Annotated in this window: 17 protein-coding genes and 5 pseudogenes; 11 read left to right on the top strand and 11 right to left on the bottom strand. The window is 57.1% G+C overall.

Annotated features, from left to right (window positions below; translation table 11 throughout):
* Positions 1-379: pseudogene (locus M5B42_RS14415) on the bottom strand (hypothetical protein); the annotation flags it as partial.
* A 291-nt stretch (positions 380-670) separates the two neighbouring features.
* Between M5B42_RS14415 and M5B42_RS32120 the strand changes: the two are divergent.
* From M5B42_RS32120 to M5B42_RS14375, 8 genes and pseudogenes are all read left to right on the top strand, one after another.
* Positions 671-859 (top strand): annotated as a pseudogene (locus M5B42_RS32120) (transposase); the annotation flags it as partial.
* A gap of 191 nt (positions 860-1,050) precedes the next feature.
* The gene (gene tnpB, locus M5B42_RS14405; RefSeq protein ID WP_248746238.1) at positions 1,051-1,395 is read left to right on the top strand and encodes an IS66 family insertion sequence element accessory protein TnpB; all 345 of its coding nucleotides are present in this window, start codon (positions 1,051-1,053) and stop codon (positions 1,393-1,395) included.
* A 35-nt stretch (positions 1,396-1,430) separates the two neighbouring features.
* Positions 1,431-2,936 (top strand): IS66 family transposase, encoded by a 1,506-nt coding sequence (locus M5B42_RS14400; RefSeq protein ID WP_248746237.1) that lies wholly within the window; start codon positions 1,431-1,433, stop codon positions 2,934-2,936.
* Between the two features lie 3 nt (positions 2,937-2,939).
* A complete protein-coding gene (locus M5B42_RS14395; protein WP_248746236.1) occupies positions 2,940-3,518 on the top strand; it encodes a plasmid pRiA4b ORF-3 family protein in 579 nt (192 codons plus the stop codon).
* A gap of 89 nt (positions 3,519-3,607) precedes the next feature.
* Positions 3,608-4,741, top strand: coding sequence for an XRE family transcriptional regulator (locus M5B42_RS14390; RefSeq protein ID WP_248746235.1), 1,134 nt, complete (start codon positions 3,608-3,610; stop codon positions 4,739-4,741).
* Positions 4,731-5,390, top strand: a complete 660-nt coding sequence (locus M5B42_RS14385; protein WP_248746234.1) for a hypothetical protein — start codon at positions 4,731-4,733, stop codon at positions 5,388-5,390. The genes M5B42_RS14390 and M5B42_RS14385 overlap by 11 nt, the downstream gene beginning before the upstream one ends.
* A 113-nt stretch (positions 5,391-5,503) precedes the next feature.
* A pseudogene (locus M5B42_RS14380) lies at positions 5,504-5,644 on the top strand (transposase); the annotation flags it as partial.
* A pseudogene (locus M5B42_RS14375) lies at positions 5,635-5,961 on the top strand (IS3 family transposase); the annotation flags it as partial. The pseudogenes M5B42_RS14380 and M5B42_RS14375, both read left to right, overlap by 10 nt.
* A gap of 305 nt (positions 5,962-6,266) precedes the next feature.
* Here the strand turns inward: M5B42_RS14375 and M5B42_RS14370 are convergent.
* Both M5B42_RS14370 and M5B42_RS14365 read right to left on the bottom strand, forming a co-directional pair.
* Positions 6,267-8,264 (bottom strand): hypothetical protein, encoded by a 1,998-nt coding sequence (locus M5B42_RS14370; protein WP_248746233.1) that lies wholly within the window; start codon positions 8,262-8,264, stop codon positions 6,267-6,269.
* 391 nt (positions 8,265-8,655) lie between these two features.
* Positions 8,656-9,198 (bottom strand): hypothetical protein, encoded by a 543-nt coding sequence (locus M5B42_RS14365; RefSeq protein ID WP_248746232.1) that lies wholly within the window; start codon positions 9,196-9,198, stop codon positions 8,656-8,658.
* 315 nt (positions 9,199-9,513) lie between these two features.
* Between M5B42_RS14365 and M5B42_RS14360 the strand changes: the two genes are divergently transcribed.
* Together M5B42_RS14360 and M5B42_RS14355 are read left to right on the top strand one after the other, a co-directional pair.
* Positions 9,514-9,714, top strand: coding sequence for a hypothetical protein (locus M5B42_RS14360; protein ID WP_248746231.1), 201 nt, complete (start codon positions 9,514-9,516; stop codon positions 9,712-9,714).
* A gap of 23 nt (positions 9,715-9,737) precedes the next feature.
* A complete protein-coding gene (locus M5B42_RS14355; protein ID WP_248746230.1) occupies positions 9,738-10,223 on the top strand; it encodes a hypothetical protein in 486 nt (161 codons plus the stop codon).
* A gap of 13 nt (positions 10,224-10,236) precedes the next feature.
* Here the strand turns inward: M5B42_RS14355 and lepB are convergent, their stop codons facing one another.
* Positions 10,237-11,064 (bottom strand): signal peptidase I, encoded by an 828-nt coding sequence (gene lepB, locus M5B42_RS14350; protein ID WP_248746229.1) that lies wholly within the window; start codon positions 11,062-11,064, stop codon positions 10,237-10,239.
* 202 nt (positions 11,065-11,266) lie between these two features.
* Between lepB and M5B42_RS14345 the strand changes: the two are divergent.
* A pseudogene (locus M5B42_RS14345) lies at positions 11,267-11,679 on the top strand (DDE-type integrase/transposase/recombinase); the annotation flags it as partial.
* A gap of 8 nt (positions 11,680-11,687) precedes the next feature.
* Here the strand turns inward: M5B42_RS14345 and M5B42_RS14340 are convergent.
* Genes M5B42_RS14340 through M5B42_RS14310 form a run of 7 tightly spaced genes read right to left on the bottom strand, consistent with a single transcriptional unit; the run spans position 11,688 to position 18,497 of the window.
* Positions 11,688-14,483 carry a conjugative transfer ATPase gene (locus M5B42_RS14340; protein ID WP_248746246.1) on the bottom strand — a complete coding sequence of 932 codons (2,796 nt, stop codon included), beginning with the start codon at positions 14,481-14,483 and terminating at the stop codon, positions 11,688-11,690.
* An 8-nt stretch (positions 14,484-14,491) separates the two neighbouring features.
* The gene (locus M5B42_RS14335) at positions 14,492-14,917 is read right to left on the bottom strand and encodes a TIGR03751 family conjugal transfer lipoprotein (RefSeq protein ID WP_248746228.1); all 426 of its coding nucleotides are present in this window, start codon (positions 14,915-14,917) and stop codon (positions 14,492-14,494) included.
* Positions 14,898-16,280: a TIGR03752 family integrating conjugative element protein gene (locus tag M5B42_RS14330; RefSeq protein ID WP_248746227.1), complete on the bottom strand. Its 1,383-nt coding sequence runs from the start codon at positions 16,278-16,280 to the stop codon at positions 14,898-14,900. The genes M5B42_RS14335 and M5B42_RS14330 overlap by 20 nt, the downstream gene beginning before the upstream one ends.
* Positions 16,270-17,109, bottom strand: coding sequence for a TIGR03749 family integrating conjugative element protein (locus tag M5B42_RS14325; RefSeq protein ID WP_248746226.1), 840 nt, complete (start codon positions 17,107-17,109; stop codon positions 16,270-16,272). The genes M5B42_RS14330 and M5B42_RS14325 overlap by 11 nt, the downstream gene beginning before the upstream one ends.
* On the bottom strand, positions 17,106-17,765 hold the full coding sequence (locus M5B42_RS14320) for a PFL_4703 family integrating conjugative element protein (protein ID WP_248746225.1): 660 nt from the start codon (positions 17,763-17,765) through the stop codon (positions 17,106-17,108). The genes M5B42_RS14325 and M5B42_RS14320 overlap by 4 nt, the downstream gene beginning before the upstream one ends.
* Entirely contained in the window at positions 17,762-18,154 is a 393-nt protein-coding gene (locus tag M5B42_RS14315) for a TIGR03750 family conjugal transfer protein (protein WP_248746224.1), read from the bottom strand. Before M5B42_RS14315 ends, M5B42_RS14320 begins: the two co-directional genes overlap by 4 nt.
* A 10-nt stretch (positions 18,155-18,164) precedes the next feature.
* Positions 18,165-18,497, bottom strand: coding sequence for a TIGR03745 family integrating conjugative element membrane protein (locus M5B42_RS14310; RefSeq protein WP_121141380.1), 333 nt, complete (start codon positions 18,495-18,497; stop codon positions 18,165-18,167).
* Positions 18,498-18,543: the final 46 nt, after the last annotated feature.

Below are 18,543 nucleotides of genomic sequence, written 5' to 3'. Positions count from 1 at the left end.
CCCCAGGTGAGCCAACGGATCTAAGCGCTATTGCTTTTGCTTCCTCGGGTAGGTGGGCTACTTGTTCTCGTTGATCGAGTAGCCATTTCCGGCTTAGCTTCACATGCTGGGATTGAATTACGCCCACCTCGGTCTCGATCAGGACTGATGCGTATTTGTTGACAGCAAGGTTGAAGTACGCACCCAACTGTCCATACGTCATTGCGAAGTTCGGAATGCGCTTCCCGTATTCCCAAGCATCAATGATGTGACGGTTGACCTGAGCGCGTGGGTCGAGTGCGTTTACGGCTTTCGCAATGGCCTTCAGCACTTCAGGAGCTTCGCGCCTGAGCGATGCTATGGCAGACTCAAGTGACATGTACTCTTCAGGTAAAGGCATTTGTTTGCCTCGCGCGCAGGTGTTGAATGAACCAGTTAGCAGCTATGTTTTGAGAGTCGGACCATGCTAGCTGCTTCTGCTACCCGCTGTATGAATATCCAGGGTGGCTCGTATGTTATCAGTTCTCTACTCAACTCACCAAGCATGAGCTGATGCTGTCAGTGAGAGTAGGGAGCTTCACGAACGTCGGTTCAATTCCAGCAGGATAACGCGCACCTTTCGTAACCGTCCGGCCAGCACCCTCTCCTGACGGCCCTCTAAATTGGCCAAGATAATGGACACCATTTTTTAGTGGACACTATCTTGGATACAGTTGCCCCAGCCCGTCGACCCGGGCGCCGCCCGAACTTCCCGTTAGCGTTCAAACGCAAGGTTGTCGAGGTCACGTTCCAGCCTGGCACCTCCGTGTCGTTGATCGCTCGCGAACATGACATCAATGCCAACCTGGTGTTTCGCTGGCGCCAGCAATATCAAGAAGGGGTATTCGGTCCGGCCAGCCAGGCAGCGCTTTTGCCTGTCCAAGTGATCGAGATGCCCACGGATCTACCGGTCGCCCAGCCACCTTCAGCCTGTCTTCCCGAGATCGTTGTTGAAGTGGGAAAAGCCAAACTGCACATCACGGGCATGCCAGACCCGCAGACCCTGCAACTCATCTTGCAGCAGTTACTGCGATGATTGCTCCTCCCGCTGGAACCCGCATCTGGATCGCCGCAGGGGCCACCGACATGCGCCGTGGCTTCGACGGTTTGGCGGCATTGGTACAGACGCAGCTTGAAGCCGATCCGTTCTCTGGCCAGATTTTTGTTTTTCGCGGACGGCGCGGTGACCGAATAAAATTACTGTGGTGGGATGGCGACGGTTTGTGCCTGTTTTGCAAGCGCTTGGAACAAGGGCGCTTCATCTGGCCACAAGCAACCACCGGCAGCGTGTCGCTGACGACCGCGCAGTTGTCGATGTTGTTGGAAGGCATTGATTGGCGCAGGCCCATTCGTACAGCACCTATCCATGCGGTCTGACTGACCCCGTTGAAAAAAACCGATAGCATCCGGTCATGACTCTCGCGACCGACTCCCTGCCGAACGATCTTCAAACCTTGAAGGCCCTGGTCTCTGCCCAGCGGGCAGAGATTGAGCGATTGAAGATGATGATCGCTAAGCTACGACGCACGCAGTTCGGTCGCAGTTCCGAGCAACTGGACGCGATGATCGATCAACTCCAGCTGAGTCTCGAGGAGTTGGAAGTCAGTCAAACTGAACTGACGCCACCCACCGAACCACCCCCTCGTACCGTCTCTCGGCGCAAACCATTACCGGAACACCTGCCACGTGAAGTTCACGTCCATCAGCCCGAGTCGCAATGCTCTGGCTGTGGCGGACAGCTTCGCCAGTTGGGTGAGGATGTCTCTGAAGTACTGGAATACATCCCGGCGCGCTTCAAAGTGATCCGCCATGTGCGCCCGAAGTGGGTTTGCCGCTGCTGCGAGCACATCGCCCAAGTGCCGGCGCCGAGTCGCCCGATAGCCCGAGGCCTTGCTGGCCCTGGGTTGTTGGCCCATGTGCTGGTCTCGAAGTTTGTCGATCATTTGCCGTTGTATCGGCAGTCCGAGATCTACGCCCGTGAGGGCGTGGATCTGGAGCGCTCAACCCTGGCCGACTGGGTCGGCCAGAGCAGTCAGTTGCTGCGCCCACTGATCAACGCCCTTGAGCGTCACGTCATGAGCGGTCATAAAGTCCACGCCGATGACACGCCGATTGGTGTACTGGCGCCGGGCAACGGCAAGACCAAAACGGCTCGCCTGTGGACCTACGTACGCGATGACAGACCGGCGGGCGACTCGACGCCGCCTGCGGTCTGGTTCGCTTACTCGCCTGACCGAAAGGGACAGCATCCTCGTGCTCACCTCAAAGACTTCAGCGGTGTTCTGCAAGCCGATGGGTATGCCGGATTTTCCCAGTTGTATGACTCGGGTACGATTCTGGAAGCCGCCTGCTGGGCTCACGCCCGACGCAAATTCTACGATGTCTACAAAGACCAGGCCTCGCCGCTAGCCGCCCTGGCACTGCAACGGATCGCAGCGCTCTATGCCATTGAAAGCGAGATCCGTGGGCAACCACCCAATCAGCGAAAAACCGTTCGACAAAGCCGGGCCAGTCCGTTGCTGGAAGAATTACACGCTTGGCTCAACCAGACGCTGGCTCAAGTGTCGAAAAAGTCGACATTGGGCGGTGCGATCCTCTATGCCCTCAACCGTTGGCAGGCCTTGATGCGCTACTGCGATGATGGCCGGATCGAAATCGACAACAACGCCGCCGAGCGCGCGCTGCGCGCTGTCGCGTTGGGTCGAAAAAATTACCTGTTTGCTGGCTCCAATAGCGGCGGAGAGCGAGCGGCGGCGATCTACAGCCTGGTGGGTTCGGCCAAGCTCAATGCTCTGAACCCACAAGCCTATTTGACCTACGTCCTGGAGCGCATTGCCGAGCATCCGATCAATCGGGTCGACGAACTGCTGCCCTGGAACGTTTCTCTCACCCCCATTGAACACTGCGAAGCGGCTTAATCCATGGTCAACCTTGTTCGTTTGCCAAAACCTGAAGCAGATCTGTTGTTGCTGCACATCGAGTTGAAATACATAGAACCGACGATTTGGCGTCGCGTGGCGGTACCGGAAAATATCACCCTGGGTAGATTGCACTCCGTGATCCAGCTCGCCATGGGCTGGGAGGGTGGGCATCTTCATGAGTTTGAAATTGCCGGTGAAAACTACGGCATCCCCGATCCCGACGGATGGGGCCCACCGGTCAAGCCGGAAGCCCGCAAGACCCTGGTCAAAGCCTTGTGCGGGAAGAAGACATTTCGCTATGTGTATGACTTTGGCGACAGCTGGGATCACCGGATCAAGGTCGAAAAAGTGCTGCCTGCTATTGCCTGTCCGCAGGTGCCGTATTGCGTCGACGGCGCCAATGCCTGCCCTCCAGAAGACGTGGGCGGCGAACCGGGCTATGCCGAGTTTCTTGAAGCGATGGCAGACCCTGGTCACCCGGAACATGAAGCGATGATGGGATGGTATGGGTCGACCTTCGACCCGACGGCTTTTGACTGTGAGCAAGCGAATGAATGGTTAAAGGAGATCAGGGTCTGAGAGGCAAGGCGGTGTAATTCGGACGGTTACAGATAACCTGAGCTAAGATGTTTTCACACGTCAGTGCCATCCAGGACATTAAGTGCAGCATGAACCTTCAATCGCTTGGCGAAAAATTGCAGCGCTACCGTAACCAGTTAGAGGCCACAGAAGAGGACGTGGCCAAGGACACGGCTATCTCAGTGGATCGCCTGACTCAAATCGAACGGGGCGCTGTGGAGCCAACGGGAGACGAAATTCTTATCCTCGCCGACTTCTACCGCTGCGACTTCAAGTTTTTCATTTCCAATGAGCAGATTGCCCCATTCGAGCAGACGGAGAGCCTGTACAGAACGCACGGCAAAGAGTTTTCGAAAGCAGATCGCGCGGCCATCCAGGAGTTTTTGTATCTATGTGACACAGAACAGTTTCTGATCCAAGAACTGCATGGCACGTCCCAGGAATTCTCCTTCGTCCCTACTGGAACCTACTTCAAAGGGCATGCGCAAGATGCGGCCAAGGTGCTGCGTAAAGTAATGGGGCATGGTGAAAGACAAGTGCCGCTGGACGTTTATGCCGAGTTTCGATCGGTAGGCGTTCACGTGTTCCGAAGAAAGCTTTCCAACTCCAAAATCTCGGGAGTTTTCATCCAGCATCCCACGGCAGGGAAGTGCATCCTGGTCAACTACACCGAAGACGTCTATCGACAACGGTTTAGTGCTGCCCACGAGATGGCTCACTCCATTTTTGACAGTCATGAAGGTGCGAGTGTGACCCTACAAGGAGACGGGGCTGACATGCGCGAGGTGCGTGCGAACCGCTTCGCATCCTGCTATCTCATGCCTGAGGAGGTCATCCGCCAGCTGCCAGATCCTTCTAGCTGGTCGGAAAGTGATACTCAGCTCTGGGCCAATAAGTTCCGAGTGAGCTGTGATGCCTTGGGGATAGCCGTCAAGGAAGCAAGGTTAGTTGATAACGACACGAGTCGACGGATTCGCCAGTATCGCGTTCCGAGGGAGGCCAAGGTCGATCCCGAGCTCCCTGAACGACTCACTCCTGAGCAGCGTGCTAGAAAGGGCAGCCTGCTTACGCGAGGCTTGTCCGATCACTACGTCGGCCTATGCCTGGACGCGTACAGCCAAGATCTGATTAGCCTAGGTCGACTATCGGAAGCTCTGCTTTGTAGCTACGCAGAGCTTGTGGGGATAGCAAAACTTTACGGACGAACCCTCCATGGCCATTGATCCTTCCAGCTTTCACCGCATTAATGTGGCAGATACCTGTTCGGTATGGAATGTATTGTCATCTACCCGCTTGTATGCGGCAGCGCGAGAAGCGAATTGCGAGTTCTGTATGACTGCATTTGTGCATTACGAGTGCTTGGTCAAACCTCGCACGAATCCCACTGAGGCTGATCTGGCGCTCAGGGAGCGGCTCAAGCATGAACAGCAGCGAGGCAGATTTCAGGCTCATTCCTGCACTATCAATGATCTCCAGGTAATTGCACGTTTGGAAAGCCGAAAGCGGCTTGGCAAGGGTGAGCTGTCATCAATCGCTTTCGCAATGAGCATCAAGCAAGCCTTCATTACCGATGATCAGAAAGCGCGCAAGCTATCCGTAGATGTGGGCAACACGCTTACCCAGACAACTCCTCATCTGCATTCTTGGCTCATTTTCGAAAGCTTGCTAACTGATGTCGACCATTGCACTGTGGCCAGTCAGCACCAGTCGATGGGCGGTACCCTAGGGCCGCATTTCAACACCGCTTACGATCTTGCGCTTCAGTACCGGTACAACAGGAATCGCGGTGCCAGCCTTGCATCAACCGGAGGTAGCTCACCACCCGTATATCCAAGTAGCCTACCCCCATCCCAGAGTAATCCCGATACCTGATACAGAACCAAGCCAGTGCCCAATTATCTTTTTGTATTGGAGCCGACACTGTAGTGGTCTAATGAAACCGGACACCCATTTAGGCGAGAATGCTCGCCAGATAGAGGTGTCTGATGACCAAGCAACGTCGTTCCTTTTCCGCTGAGTTCAAACGCGAGGCCGCAGGCCTCGTGCTCGATCAAGGCTATAGCCATATCGAAGCCAGCCGCTTGCTCGGGGTGGTCGAGTCCGCATTACGTCGCAGGGTTACCCGACGAAGAACTCTTTGAAGAGCTGGCATGCAGAGCATGAGCGATGCCTCGACCTGCCGCGTGGCTATGAGAACTCGAAGTCGAAGTACTCACTGGCCCAAAGGGAAAAGGCTGTCGGGCACTATCTCGAATACGGTCGCAGCATCGCCGCTACTATCAAGGCGTTGGGCTACCCCGCGCGGGATTCGTTGCGTGCCTGGATTTACGAAATCCCCCCCGAGTTGCACACGCGTGTCGTCGGTCGATCAGACGGGTTGGCCCGGCCGCCAGCGGTGAAGCAGGCAGCGGTCATCGCGCTGTGCACGCGAAAAGAAAGTGCGAAAGCGGAGGTGCGGACGTTTTCTTGGACTGATTATGCTGTAATTCCCCGATACTGCCGGTACTCCAAGGGGTCAGTTTTGGGCCGGCGTTGACAATCGATTGCTGCAAGAGATGCGCTGCGCGTTGAGAACCAACAGATTCAACCAGCTCGTCAGGCAAAGGACGCAACCCAATACGATTTGATGATCCGTCAGCTTGACAGAAAACCGAGCACTCGAGAGACGCTACTGTTGTTCTCCAGTTTAGGCAGCAACGTCCTCCTCACTTGTCCTGGGCGTATTACCACTAGATTGCAATCTCCCGATCAGTACGGCGCTAGGCGGGAGAGTCCATCAGTCCAGTCGTCCCAGGAGCTGACGCCCTTGGCCAGGTCGATCATTTGCTCTATGTCCACACCGCGGGTCATAGCTTCTGAAACCTGCTGATCGAGCCAATGGGATTTCAGATTTTTAAGTCGCTTGCGTAGCACGCCAGCGAGATAGGCTCGCCTTACCTGAAGAGAGCCCTGTAGCGTCACCAGTATCTTTGACAGTGCCGATAGCTCGCGGTCAGTCTTGGGATTGAACTCAGGGCTCCTCATCAAAGCGTCTAGGCCTTGAAGGAAGCGTGCGGCACCATATCGATTGGCCAACGCTCGAACACGCCCCTCACCATACTCAGTCAGAGAGCTGGGACGTATGAAGTCGTTGTAGGTGTGGATAGCAACTTCATGCGTGGCCGCCGGCGAGATCCGTTCAGCAACCCTCGTCGAAAGCTTCAGCAGTGCCAATTGCAGATACGCCAAGTCACTGCCATTCAGCTCTGAAATCGCGTCCTCAATGCTGGCTAGTGGGGTGCTGATAAACACAGGCAACCCCTCACCGGCCAGTCGCCGTTCCAGAGTTGGTCGTAGCGGGACACCCCAGCCATCTAGAACAGATTCAACGGCTGCCCCAACCTTCGTTTGGAGAGACGCGAGCTCTTCCTTGATTGCGGGGACAAATCGATCCCAAGGGATTTCCTCCTCATCGCACTCAAAGGGGGAGTACTCACTTTCTTCAGATGCCTTTCTTATAAGGTACTTCGCGACTGAGTGAGCGTTCACAAGCTGAAGACATTCGGGCCTAAGAATCGAATAAAAATCCTCATCTGAAAGAGATGATTCGAACAAATCGCATAGGTCTTTGGTATGTACGAGAAACTCCTCATCGCTTAAGAACTCCCTGCAGGTTCGGAGGAATGAGTTGCGCAGGGCGCCGGCGGGTAAAGTCTTTACCAGTCGCTCACCCAAAATTGCTTCCCAAGGTACAGAACCTCCCCAACCACCGACTTGGGATGTCCGTCCAGATAGCAGGAAGTCGAAGAAGGGCTCTGCTATGCGTGGAAGGTGGATCACGCTATCAGCGGGCCCGCTCGCAGGCATGGTCTCAGCGAGCGCATGCACCTCACTCGGGTCCTGCTTTACCATAGCGACAATCAAGCAAATTTCGGGACGATTCAGACTGGCTGCCTTAAGCTCTGCAGGCAGACAATCCAGGAATTCTGGGCAGCCTGCCTCAACTGCAACTGCGGATACTGTTTGTTCGAGGTATTGGTGGTCACTATAGCGACGGCACAATTCGGATAGTGCTGATTTCGCCTGTTGAGTGTTCTGAACGATCATGGCCGCAGAAAAAAGTGCAGACAACACTGGTGTGTCGTTAGTAGAGGTGGACGCAACCAACTCGTCCAGAGCCCGAACTTGAGGTTCTGTTCGGTCTCGATAGTAGTTGAAGATCCGAGTGCACAGCTCAAGAGTTTCTTGGAGCTTCGAACCAGTCTTGCCAAGCGCCGCAGATGCCGTAGATTGGAGCGTTCTCATAGCCGGCGTGTCATGCCGTTGCTGAAGCGAATGATGCCAGCAGCCAGCAATCAGATACTCACGTAGCTTGGGCCAAGAGTCCATTTTCACGGCACATTGAAGGAGCCTCGTTAACCGCTCAGCTAAGTCGTCTACAGGCAAGTCAAAGGCGAAGCGGCGGTCATTAAAAGCCCATGAATGCAGCGCCAACCCCCAGGGCGTTGCGTGTTCAATACGGGCATCTAGGACGGTGTAAAAATCTTTCTGACCAGCACAGAAAAGGCAATACGCGAGCTTCTCCCGCCGATTGATGTCGTCGAGATCAAGGGCTCGGTAAGCCTCTGCCGCTTCGCTGAAACGATTGCTGATAAATAGCTGATCAGCTTCGGCCTCAACCCCTGTACCCCGTACGTCGGTGTCGGTGTTTTTCGCGTTGATCAATTCAGGAAGCGACAGGAGTGAGGGCAAGGTGCGTGCAGACATACAGGCTGTGCTCGATGGTTGGAGTCCTTGCCACAGTCTAACGGTTTCGCGGTAGACCAGGTACAGCAAAACCCTGCAGGAAGAGAGGGTACCCTGAGAGAACCCGGGTCCCAATGCGTAGTCGGCCAGATGGTCGATCTCGATGACGATTGACCTGGACGAGCACTCCACCAATCTCTTGAAAGCCCAACGCTAGACGCTGCGCTAGTGCGGCTGGCTCCCGCTACCGTGGGCGAGACGGTGCGATTTGTTTGGTTTGACAATCCGGTCTTTCAGATTGCGAATTGCATGGCTAACATCCAAGATGTGACCGATGTAGATGTCCTCTTCTACGATTCAGCTTTTTTCAGGTGTCGGAGGGGCATGCCCTCCGGGCGCAGGGGGCGGGGTGCTATGACTGTCGGTGCATCTGGATCGTAAACGGCTTACCAAACGGATCGATGCCTTGAAGTACCAAGGCCTTTGGGGATGCCGACTGAAGGTTGTACTCGTCCGACATGCCGTCAGGGTAAGAATCAGTCAATTTTGGGGTAGGTATTCCGGACACTCTTTCTGCCAGCTCGGGCGTGAGCTCGATACCTTTTACCTCGATTGACCTGGCGAACGAGTGCATGTTTTGCAAGGTGATTGACATCCGCTTGCTGTCTGCAGTCCAGTTACCGGCCCCAACGACGTTGTAGTGGTATTTATAGCCTTGTCCTTTGGTCGTACCTTCCAGCGTGATCACGCCGGCAACATTGTATTTACCCTCGTGAAAAAAAATGCTGCGACCTTGAAATCTCAGCGTGCCTCCCTGTATGGGGTAGGAGTAATCACTTTCCCAGCGCCCCACCACTCCTGGATTAAAGTTAGTGAGTGGGTGAAAGGTGACATAGGCGGCGGCGATCCCAGCAAGGCTGCCGAAGAAGTGGAAGGTTGAGACAACAGTTTTCATGACGCGTGAAAATCTTTTGAAGCGCGCAGATAGCATGAGGCAATACCCTTGTGGAAATTTTAGATGGTTTACTAGCTTTCCAAAGTTCGCTTATTTATCTCTACTCTCAACTTATCGACGGAGATATCTCTAGCTATAGCCTTTTTGGGATTTTATTATTTCGAACCGCGTGGCTCTATCGGATGTACGCTTACGATACAATACCAATAACCACTAGAGATCATTCCCATGCCTCGCAGGACGCGAAGTTTACTGTTCATCTCCGTTCTTTTGATCGCTGCCGTGTTGGGTGGGCATCTAAATTGGTCATTGCCCATGAAGTGGTATCACGGCTACCAACAGGTCAAGGCGTTCGGAGAGCAACAAGGCGACTACGATGACGTGCTGAAAGCCGTCAAGAAACAGTTCGGTGACAGCGCGGGGTTAGCATCGACGGCAATGGCAACGTCATCCGTACCGTACGTGCCACGCGTGAGTGCGGCGATCTTGATGACAGTAAATTTTTCGCTCAGGTGACTGGGCAACTCCACCAAGCGGGTATGCCGTGGCCCGACAAGGTTGAGTACGTTTATAGCTGCGGACTGTCGAAACCAGCGTCGTTGGGTGTGGTGGTCCCGGTATTGGCCAAAGTTGTAGGGGGGCGGCTCAAGGCCGACCCACAGTGCAAGGATATTCAGTCGGGTGCGATGACGCAGGCTGCGGGCTTCTGGCAGCAATCGTTGTACGTGCACGACGGTGCCATCGATATGCGTCTTTATGTCGGAAAGACCGGCGATGCCGAACGCGTGCAGATGCTGGCGTGGACACAAATGATGGCCCCTGACGCCCAACACCGGTTGCTGCTCTGCGTAGCTAGGGCGGTAGTCGGTGTTGTTCCCTCTGACGAGAGTAAAGAGCCTTTCGATGAGAAGTTTCGGCGTGTTTGGGAGCATGGAAAGACGGCCGCGACTTCTGTGCGCGTTGGCGGCTTTCAGCTTGACACGCGTGCCGAGCCGCTGGAACTGAATATCTACCCGACGCGCTAGGGCGCCTGCTTCATCAGTCCACACGCATTCCGATTCGATTTTGGTGTCGAGAGTAGAAGATTTCGGTGACCTTACACTTTATCCGGTCCGCCATGACTGGGCCGTCGAACCGGCTGTCGCGACTGTTATCACGGTTGTCACCAAGCATGAACAACTGATCCGCACCTAACGATGTTCGTTCGAAAGTTTGGGAGTATGGCTGGGCCTGCGTGCTGGCGTAGAACAGACCAAGGTTGTGGTCGTTGAGCCTTAAGTTGCCTGACACCAGTTCCACTGTATCGCCGCCCCTGGCGGCGACGCGTTTAACGTAGTCGCCCGCGAGCTGTTCATACGCGACCACATCACCCGGATCGTATTGAGAACGCGCTATACAGCTCACGGTGTCGTCCTCCATCAACGTGGGCGCCATGCCATTACCGGTAATTCGGGTGGCCGTAAAACCCAGGAGATACGGCCAGGCAGCTGCATGCAACAGTAGCCACAGTGTGCAACCCATGCCTGCCAAGTAGAACAGATGATTTCGGAGAGTGGGGCGCCAGACTCTGCGGCGTGCCAGCAACGCTCCGCTGATGGAAGAGATGCATTTTGCGAATACCACCAATCCGAAGATTATGGACAGTCCTTTCAGGCTGCCGAATATGCCGACTCGACCGCCGATCAGCAAGCATGCCCATAGTCCTGCAACCAAGGAGATAGCGGCACGAGGACGGCCAGCGTAGAGCAGGCCCCAGCCGGTGAACACCGCACCGAAAATGAAAGCTAGCCACGGTTTCGCTGGTTTTACGGCTGGGGTTTCGGTGTCAGTGCTTGACGACGAGGAGATGGTTGAGGCCGGGTGCATGACGGTCCTTGTAGGTACTGATTTCCGGTTTGACGCAGAGGAAGCATTTTCAACATGAAGAGGGTAGTTGTCGAGGAATGTGCCTATACCGAGTGTCAATCAGCGTCAGTGGTTGATGTGCTGCGGCGATGATTTAGAAACGTTTTATAGCCTATCTGGGCTCCGTCGGGGTGGCTATCTGCCTTTCACCACGGGCAGAAAACGGCCAATTGTGGGCTGGGTGCTGTCGAACAAACCGGATGCAGATCTGGTAATCAAGGCTCTGGATATGGCTTACGAGCAGTGCGGCAGACCTCAGGGGCGGCTGTTCCACTCGGACCAGGGGTCGCAATTATGGCCGGCGGCAGTTTCGCCAACGGCTCTGGCGTTATCGCATGCGCCAGAGCATGAGTCGTCGTGGAGACTGCTGGGATTGCGCCGATGGAGCGCGTGTTTCGCAGCTTGAAAACGAAATGGATACCGACCGTAGGCTACATGACGGCCCGAGAGGCGCACCGAGATATCAGCCATTATCTGATGCATCGGTATAACTGGATTCGGCCACATCAATTCAACGCTGGGCTGGCGCCAGCTCAGGCCGAGAAAAAACTTAACGTCGTATCCGGGATTAGTTGACTACTACACTATATTGTCGAAGGTGCCCCCCGCGTCTGATCAATTTCCATGGCCACTTGAAAGACGGCCTCTAGCTCACTAACTCCCTGCTCCTGCATTAGGCGGTGCCGCTGATGCTTCTCTTCGGGCTCGGTCATGGCCATTGCCAAGTACAAACTCGGTGGCACGGCACGAAACAACACCTCCATCGATTTGGACAAAACCACTCCTTCGGAGTACTTACCTGCTTCCTTTTGTGCTGAACGCATCAATGCTTTTTGTGCCGGAGTGAGGGTGCGGAAGCGGGCGATCTTTTCTACTTCATCCGGTGGCATCGACAGACAGATCCACCATTCGATCATGTTGAGCATCGGCTCTGCGGCTTTGGGTAGATCATCCAGGTTTTGCGTGGCCAGCCAGAACCAGGCACCGAGCTTGCGCCACATTTTTGTGATCTTAACCACATAGGGTGTCAGCAGTGGATTCTTTGTGATGATATGACCCTCGTCGGTGACGTTGATGATCGGTCGGCCTAGCATCTGGTCGCGTTCAGCGATGTTGTTAACGGTGTTGATCAGTGAGATATAAGCGATCGACAGCTGTGCGTTGTACCCCTCGCGAGCGTAGGTGCCCAGGTCCACCAGGGTCACGTCGGCCTCGGGCCAGGGTGTGCCGTCGCGATTGAATAGCTCTCCGTCACTGCCTTGGCAGAACAGGTCCATGGCATCGGCCATTTCCTGCAAGCGTATGCGGCGGGATTCGGGCAGGTTCAGGTCCTGGCTGGCGGTGCGCAGCGCGTTGCGTATATCCTCGGTCAGCACCGTGCGGTGTTGGGCTGCACAGAGGTGAGCCGCGTCCAGGATGCTCTGGCGAATCAGGCTGCGATCGGCGCGGGTCAGGCGTTGTTCTTCCTTATCCTCGCCGCCGGTGATCATCAGTCGAGCGGTGATTTCCAACTCGCCCAGGACATCGCGCTCGTCCTCTTGGCCGATCTCGTTTTCATCGTCCAGGGCATCGGCATCCAGGGTCTTGACCCGGCTGGGGTCCTCCACCAGACGGCAAGCTTCTGCGAATGGGGCCAGACTGACCCCGGAGCCAGGGGCGAGTTTGACCCGGTGCACGCTCAGGCCCATACGCTGGGCGAAGTCGGCGAACAGGCCGAAGCTGTTGCCAGCCTCGACGATAAACAGTCTCGGCCGGTAGATCGCGGTGATCTGGTTGAGCAGATTGTTCAAGGTGGCGGACTTGCCCGAACCGGTTGGGCCAAACAGAAACAGATGGGCGTTCATCTGCCGATCCAGTCGGTTCAGTGGATCGAAGGTGATGAGTCCGCCACCACGATTGAACAGCGTGATGCCAGGGTGACCGGTTCCCTCACTGCGGCCCCACACCGGTGCCAGATTGGCCAAGTGTTGGGCGAACATCAGTTGGGTGTACCACTGGCGTTTGTCGAGATCTGGATCGAACACGCACGGAAGCCAGCGCAGATAGCTGTTGAGCGGCGCCACTTCATCCTCTTCGCGCACCGGTTGCAGGCCGGCATTGAGTAGAGCGTTGGTCAGTTGCAGGCTTCGCGCGTCGAGCTCCCGTAGATTGCTGCCACGCAGGTAGAACGCCAGTGCCCCCTGATAGAGCTTGTGCGAGCGGCCAATAAGCTTGCGTGCCTGCTCGACATCTTCGCGGGTCTGCTGCGAATCCAGGGTGTCGCCCACGGATTTGTGGCTCAGGTGATTGAGCTGCGCTTCCAGCCGATCCTGGGGAGTGATAACCAGGGTGAGGCACAACACCGTACTTTCCGGCAGTTGGTCGAACACAGCATTGAGCGCATCGCCCCCCTTGCTGCTTTCGCCGGTCAGATGGCCGATACCCGGCGGGCTGCGCAAACGGTCCAGGGTGATGACTCGATGTGGCAGATCGTCCAGCCACCACACGCCGTGCTCGGTGTCTGAGCGCGGCTGGCGGAAGAACAGACGCTGAGCGAAGTCGGTGCCGCTGGCCAGTTCCAACTCGGCAGCCTCCGGGGCTTGCGGCAGACCGGCCAATTGATAGAAGCGTTGTTGCGCGGCTGGGTCGCTGCCCAGCCAATCTGGGGCGGGATTGAACCAACGCAACAACCATCCATGCATCGCCGCCGCGTCCATACGTCGGGCCTGGATGCCGGCATTGGCGAGGCCTCCCGAAAGGCGATCGCAGACCGTTGCGAGGGCCGCGTCCGGAGAGCGTTCATGGCGAAGTGGTGCATGTTGGGCACGTCGGTAAACCACAAGCCGGGTGCGCCGCTGTTGGCCACGCCAGGGCAGGTGACTGACGGTGCGGTCTTCGAACAAACCACCGGGTTTGCTGACGGCGTGTAGGTGGTGCTCAATGGAGCGCAAATAGAACTCGGTGAAGGCACTGCCTCGGGCTCTGGGCTGCACATAATCGCGAAGCCCTTCCAAGTAGGGCCCCCAGTCGATTTCGTCTTGAGCGTAGAGTTGGATCACCCAGGGCTGTTGATCCAGCTCATCGAAGCTGTCCTGTAAGGCATTCTCCAGGGCATCGCGCACTTCCCGCAGCCATTCACCTTCTCGGCCTTCGGTACCGATGGTGCTCAACTCAAAAAAGGCCGCGACCGATTGGCCGTCATCGAGCAGAAGACTTTGTGAGTCGGGCAGGTATTCGACCCAGGGCACCAGGTCGACGAAGGAGGGCGGGGCGGCATAGAGGCGCTGTTCATCGGCCCGGGTTGCTGGTCTGCGGTTTGAGTCGCGACCGGGCGTGGGGATGCCAAGTCCGCGTAGCCGTGCCCGGTAGCGTTGCCAGGCATCGCCTGGCCGGCGATGCATGCGCTTCATCAGTAATCCTCGACCCGTTCGCCGGGCAGGGCGTATTGAACACTCTGGTACAGAGGGAACACCGTGCTATATCCGGGCACCGGCACCGGATCGCTGCCGGCCAAGTGTGGAAAGACATACATCACCAAGTCGGGGTTGGGCAGACGGTGGAACTGGCGGTAGATCTCGGTCTGTGCGGTGCGGGTATAGCTGCTCTGGTTCATCATCAACTGATCGGTGGGCTCCAGTGGTCGCCGCAGCATCTGTCGGGCATCGAGCAGGCGGCGGATCGACGGCCCGTTGTCGCCGCGGCCGGTGGTCTGCTGGTTCCAGATATCCAGCATGGTGGCATCGCCATGGGGCAGCAGTTCTTCCGGGTTGGTCGCGCAACCGCCTGCCAGCAACAAGGCCGACAAGATTCCCACGCTAGTCCAGTTCAACGACATAGCCGCTATCTCCTCGCTTGTGGTCGACCCGGCGCCCGTTCGGGTTGTAATCGACATTGATCGCTCGCTCGATATGCACCGCGACTCGGGCGCCGGGCTGCACGTATATGGCTGCAAAGGCCTGGCCGTAGAGTTTGTTGACCCACTGGGCCATTTCCTGAACGCCGCCAGCGAGAATCCGACCCAGGGCTTCGTTGGAGGTAATGCCTACCGTGCCCAGCGGATTGCCAGGGCTCATGTAGGTCGTGCTGTTGTTGCCTTGGATCAGCGCTGCCGCACCGGCGCCGGCGGCGGTGATCAGTGCCTGTGAGCCGAGGTATTGTTGGGCATTGCTGCGTCGTTCGCCGGTCACGCAGGGGATGCCGTAGGGGTCGCTGATCCAGCCGAGGCCCTGACGGTTGTCGCCGTTGTTTTGTGTGTCGTCGTCTGCTTCCTGCTTGGAGCCTTTCGACGGCACGGTGCGTACCGTGCCGTCGCGGAACACAAAGGTCAGCGAGCGGATTTGCCCGCGTACGCAAGAAAGCGTCCAATCTCCCGACGCGGTTCCGCTGATCACTGCGCCCGCGACTTCAGGCAGGTCGATGCCGTTGGCGGTGAGGTTGTCCGGGCCGATTAGCACTTTGAAGGGGTACGGGTCATTGACTGTGCCATCTATAGGTACCCGTCCGATCAGTGCAGTCATTGCCACTGAGCCCATCAGGGTGGCATTGGCGGGGACGGTGTAGACCGGTTGTAGCGCTGTCTTGCCTTGCAAAGCCTTGCTGGTCGCACCGAGCTGGTTGACGGTGTCTTCCAGTGGCTTTTGCGTCGGACCGAAAGAGCTGGGAAAACTCAGTGGCTTGCGCGATTTGGTACCGAGGTCGCGGCCATCCTGCGGTTCAATCCAGATCAGTCGATCCCGCAGCGGATCCTGTCCATCCCCGTCCTCCAGCCCCAGGCCGAGGGGGAGGTCGGTATTGCCCAGTGATTCGAGGCGTTGTTGCAGGTCCTGCAGCAGTTGATGGGTCTGCCGCTGGGATTCATTTGCCTGTTCGCGTTCGTTCTGCAGAGCACTTTGCACGCGCTGCTCAATGGTGCCCTCACGCTGACGCAAGCGGTCGTTCTCGGCTTTCTCCCGTTGGTTGCCCTTTACTGCATTCTGCAGTTCACCGCGGAGCTGTTTGACCTGGCCCACCAGTGTGGCGACGGTGTCGCGTGGAGTATCGCCTTCGATGCCCAAAGCCCGCATCTCCTCACGACTGAGAGGTTCAACCGTACTGTCGATATTGTCCTCACGAGACGATCCGGCCAGCTTTAACCCGACGTAGAGCAGCAAGGCGATCAGCGGCAACATCAGCCACTTGAGCAAGCCATTACTCTTCATCGCCATTGCTCCGAGGCAGGTTCAGCGCGGCATCCACCGGGCTGATAACAGGCAACAGCGACTCGGCCAGACCATGATCGCGAGTGACCAGGTACAGCACTGTGGTGTCGGTGGATTCGCCCTTTGGCCCTATGTCAGGATGCTGAAAGGTCGCGCTGACAAAATCTCCCTGCAAGCGTCGTGGATCGAGGGTCAGCCAATGTGGTGAGGTATTGCGCAGGCGTACTGCGGTGACCCACAGGTCTTCCAGTCGCCAGGAGGCTAACGCCCGATAGGACAGAGGCAACTCGGGCATCAACGTGTCCAGCACGAGATCGTTGCGCAACGGTACCGCTCTCAGGCCGGGTACTGGTTCGACAGTTCGCAGCGGTGCATACAGGCTTTGCGCGGCGTAACGGGTTAGGGCCACTGACAAAGGGGTTGGTGGGGCGGGGGAAGTGGTTGGGCTGTCGTCGGTGAGGTGGGGAGATAGACGTTCGGCTTCGACGATCCGCACCGCTTCCAGCGGTGGGATTCCGATTTCGCTTGGCTCCGCAACAATGTCCAGCAGGATCAGCGTGCCATCGTCGGCGTCCTGCAACTGCAAACGGCTGGGGGCAATGGTTTCGCTTGCCAATAGATACAGCGCACCTCCGGCGTTTTGCACACGTAGTTTGCCTTGCAGCGAAGAGGGCATACCGACGCGGACATTGCGCTCGATAAATACCACACGTTCCTCTCCGACCCGCAACGGCACTGCCAGCGGCAGGCGTTCCCAGCGCAGTATCTCCACGGCGTTTGCCAGCGAGGTTGTCAGCAGGAGCAGGGCACTCCACAAGAGTTGTTTCATGAAGAAGGCTCCTCGTGTTCGTCATCGGGTACACGCCCAATGCGTTGCGGTGTCTGGCTGTAGCAGTCCAGGGCCAGACCGAAGGGATTGCGTTCCGGGTCGATGTCCCGGCGGACCACTTTCAGTGAGTAACGCACCAGGGCGCGCTTGACCTGTTCGGCGCCGTAATACTCATCGGCTGTCAGGTCGAGGGTGACAATCCAGTCGTCTTCGGACATTACCTTGATCCGTGCCATCGGGTTGTCGCCGTAGCCGCGGCCGGGAATTTCGTAGACTCCGCGCACCCGTTGGCGCAGTTCGCCGCTGTCTCGCCGGCGGTTGGCGTCCTGTTGCAGAAATAGCTGGCAGGCTGGTGTCAGGTACGCCGACAGCACCCGGATATTGCGTGGGTAGTCATCCTCGCCGTTGTTTGGCCAGCGGTTGAGCTGTTGGAAAATGTAGAAGGCGAAGGCGTACACGGTTGAGGGTGGTACCTCCCACCATTTTTGTGCACTGCCGGAGCGGAGGTCTGGCGGGATATGGATTGTCAGGTCACGTGGTGCGCTCCACCAGCCGATCGCCAGCAATATCGACACCAGCAACAGCCCCGTGCCGCCCATCCGTAAGGTGCGTACATGAGCCATCAGGTGTGTGACCTCGTTCTTGAAGCGGCTCATGGCCGGCTCCGACGAATGCCCCAGGCACCGGAGCGCAGAATCAAGCCATCACCACCCAGGTGATGTGCCAAAAATGGGTAGCGACGGCACAGCGTCCATTGCAGCTGCCGATATAGCCAGGCGTCTGGCCTACCACGCTTTTGCCGACGCAGCAGCGAACCGCCGAAGAACACCCCGCTGGCTACCGCGATCAGCATCAGCGTTGGGGCCATTGCCACACTGTTGGTCAGCCAGGCCAATGGCAGTCCAGCCAGTAAGCCTAATGCCGCGCTGATCCCTGTACAGATCCACAATTCATCGGCGGTCAGTCCACGGACTACCACCGGTTGCCGATTCAGACGATGGGGCAAGAAGGTCAGGGTCTGATCCTGTCGCGATTCACTGTGCATGCTTGGTCTCCTACAAGATCCCGGTGGCCTTGGTCAGGAGCCAGATACCGACCACCAGCAGCAACGCGCCCACCGCTACGGTCAGTCCGAACTGACCCCAGGTCTTGCGTCCTGCGTGGATCTCCGAATAGGTGGTGTAGGCGTGGTAGCAGACGCCCACGAACATCGAGGCGATCACCAGTAGCGCGACCAACATCACGATGTCGTAGCCGTAGTTCTGCAGGGTTTGCAGAATGCCGTCGCCGGTGCCCCGCGATGGATCTTCCAGCGATGGCAACGCCCCCTGAGCCCGTGCGAGCGGCAGCAATGCCACCAGAGCGCACAACCAGGCCCCGAACATCATGGTGAAAGTGGTGGGCAGGGCTTGATCGGAGTGCTTCATGGCGGAC

Origin of the sequence: Pseudomonas sp. MWU12-2037, from assembly GCF_023242345.1 — a bacterium.
In the GTDB taxonomy this organism is placed as follows: domain Bacteria; phylum Pseudomonadota; class Gammaproteobacteria; order Pseudomonadales; family Pseudomonadaceae; genus Aquipseudomonas; species Aquipseudomonas gingeri_D.
The sequence above is the reverse complement of the archived record's forward strand: the minus strand, read 5'-3'. Positions and strand labels throughout refer to the sequence as shown.